Here is a 2,467-nt window from a genome sequence, read left to right on the forward strand (position 1 = left end):
AAAGGACATATCGCCTAAGTCAGCGACATAGAAGGAAGGCATACCCGTACCGAGTAGGTGAACGGTAAACTTTTTCGCCACGGGGATGAGACGTTCGAGGATGTGGAGGCGGCGTCGTCCCCAAACGCGGATTTCTTGTGATTGCGATCCAGTGTAGAGCGATCGCGCACAAACGATTTCAATTCCCCACGGATCGAACGTTATCCGCACGGGTTCCCCAGGTTTAAGATGGTAGCGCATACTGCGAGGCCCTTGCTTTTCCTTGTGGCGACGCAGCACAAAGCACATATTGTAAATATCCATCGGATGCAAATCAACTCGCGTTGCTGGTAAAGACATCGCCGAACTAACTTGCAAAAAACCTCTTACCCAACTATCGGGTAAATCGATTTTGACTTCTTTAAAAGTTTCTTCGTGCGTAGTTTGAACTTCAAAACCAGAGGGATCTATTTCAAATTTGGTATTTTTGTAACTGCGTATTTTTTGAAACTCGTCGTAAAGTGCCGCTGAGTAATCAATATTAGTCGTACCGCAGGCAAACTCGTTGATATTTTGAAAAACCTCGTAGCTGGCACCGAGACGACCATAACTGGATTCATCCTGACTGAAACATTCAAAAAATACTTCGTCGGGATGAACTGTAATCACTGGATCGAGAACAAACCAAGCATCGCGGTCTTTTTGATAAAGGTAATCAAAATAACGGCGTTGTGCCTTGTAAAAAGGTTCCCGCCGCTGGTAACTATGCTGGCTTAATTGATTAAGTTCATCCTGCAAGGGCTTGATTTGATTCGCAACTTCTTGGCGTTGTGCGGCGATAAGTTGCCAGTCTAGATCCTGTTGTTTTGCTGCCCATTCTTTATATGCCGTTTTGTCTTTGGGTTTGAACCGCATATCGGAGACGACAACATCATGTAAGGCGCTAATCGCTTCCCGAAAGGCGACATTCTGACGCAATTCTCCAATAAAGTACGTGGGTTCGCGTTTAATATCGGGAGAAAAGGACATCTGGGTGTTTGCACCGCTTTCATTAACAGATGTACTTCCGTTGTAGGCGTAGTTAAATTCCATAAGGTTTGACTTGTAGGAAGTGGGAGAAAGTAGATTTAACGAACCGCAGAAGCACTGAAGGCGCTAAGAAAAAAGGTAGGATATTTAATGGCTTTTAGGGAGGGAGAATGAAGTGCCAAGACGCGAATATAAGAAACAGAGAGGAAGGTTTATGTTTGGCTTTAGTTTCTGACTTGGGAAATAGGTTTTACCTGAATCGGTAAGGATATCTGAGGATAAGCTTTTTGAATTTTCAGCATTATCTGAATCGCAGTGGCTTTGTCGCCAATTGCCATTGTGACAGATTGTCGAGTGAGAATTCCAGCTACAATTTGTGCAGCTTCTTCACTTTTTTGGGCTTCGGTATCTAGAAAGGCAAATATTCTTTGTTTGGCAACTCTTCCGCGATTGACACCGGACAAAACGCTGATAAAGTATGGCGTTAGTTGTCGCAAGCCTTGATAATTATTTACAGCATGGTTTTCTAAATAGTTAGTAGCAAAGGTCTGCATATCCGTTGAGGGATGTTCACTGAATTTGAGTAGGTATTCTTGTCCATCGGTTTCTTTGAAGTTGCGAGTTACTAAATCGCGCCCAAAAAAACGAACATCTTCGCGAATGCTGTCGCAGACGCTAACCATTACTTCTGGAGTCCAATCTTCATGGGTGAAATCTGTGCTAAAAATTCTAGATGCAAATTCTCGCGAATCATCCCACTTTGACTCTAGTAGTCGCACTGCTGATAACATTTCTTGGGAGTTGGTGCGGATACGGTTTAATGTTTTTAAAAACATCTCTCTTGCGGCTTCACGCACTGATAAAATTTCGTGATTTGCCAGCTTGACAATCTCACTTGTCTCGAAGTCGGGAAGAAAGCGAGCGCTATTTTCTTGCAACACCAAACCCCCCAATTCTTGGGCAACTGATGATTTAGCGCGAAGAAGTTGCATCGCACGTTCTTTGCTGATGTTAGACATCCATCCGGGGATATCTTCTCGTAACAAACCCAATAAATATTTGTGAACACCTTCGTGTCTTTCTGGCGTAATTAAGATATCAATCAAGTCAGCCGCTAACTCGGCACTAAAATTGAGTTGATTGGTTGCTAAACGCCGAATCACAGGACGGATTGCATTACGAATATCAGCGACAGCGTTAATTGCCATTGAGACGATGAGGATGCGATCGCTTAACAATCTCTCATCAGGTAGTTGTCCAAAAATCCTCACCCCAATACCGCGTACTGACTCATAAGGAGAGGCAAGAAGTAATTCAATTAAATCTGGCGGTAGATCAACAGCACGAATATCATGATTTAATAGAATTCTTGCACCTAATTCTTGAATTTCCTGCATCGGGTGATTAAGTAAATCAAGGATTACACCAAACCCCAAATTACGCAGTTGCGGCGCAAAAC

1 protein-coding gene and 1 pseudogene are annotated in these 2,467 nt (G+C 43.3%); both read right to left on the reverse strand.

The features are described 5' to 3' along the window. Nucleotides 1-1,071: SWIM zinc finger family protein (locus tag NDA06_RS26525; RefSeq protein WP_348251950.1), on the reverse strand; the 1,071-nt coding region annotated here is incomplete at its 3' end. Nucleotides 1,072-1,232: 161 nt separating this feature from the next. Continuing rightward, nucleotides 1,233-2,467, reverse strand: a pseudogene (locus tag NDA06_RS26530) (hypothetical protein); the annotation flags it as partial.

The sequence above is a fragment of the Trichocoleus sp. ST-U1 genome (genome assembly GCF_039961835.1).
GTDB lineage: Bacteria > Cyanobacteriota > Cyanobacteriia > Cyanobacteriales > FACHB-T130 > FACHB-T130.